The organism is Streptococcus sp. HMSC065E03, from assembly GCF_001815045.1.
Taxonomy (GTDB): domain Bacteria; phylum Bacillota; class Bacilli; order Lactobacillales; family Streptococcaceae; genus Streptococcus; species Streptococcus parasanguinis_AD.
Genome location: NZ_KV818832.1, coordinates 1 through 336 on the forward strand (window position 1 = coordinate 1; position 336 = coordinate 336).

The 336-nt window shown below is 31.2% G+C and carries 1 protein-coding gene; it reads right to left on the reverse strand.

Annotated features, from left to right (window positions below; all coding sequences use genetic code 11):
• The coding region (locus HMPREF3002_RS00075; RefSeq protein ID WP_141754461.1) for an ATP-binding cassette domain-containing protein at positions 1-336 on the reverse strand (336 nt) is incomplete at both ends.

A 336-nucleotide genomic window follows, 5' to 3' on the forward strand; every position in this document is an offset into this window, starting at 1 on the left:
CAATTGCATCTTTAATGGATAGAATGTAGTCCATCATTGCTTTGGCTTTTATTGGATCAAGGTTGCTTGTAGGTTCGTCAAAAATATATACAGAATATGGTTTGGCTAAAAACCTAGCTAAATCAATTCGTTGCTTTTCTCCTTCTGAAATGGTTTGATTTGATTGAGATAGACTCTTATTAAGGAAGTCTTCATTAAATCCTAAGGCTTTTCTTAATTTTTCAGTTAAATAAAGGTTTCTGGACAGTTTGATATTCTCTAGGATATTTCCTTCAATCAGAAAATCATTTTTTTGCACAAATGCAATATCTTTATATAACTCCTCTGAGGGAATAT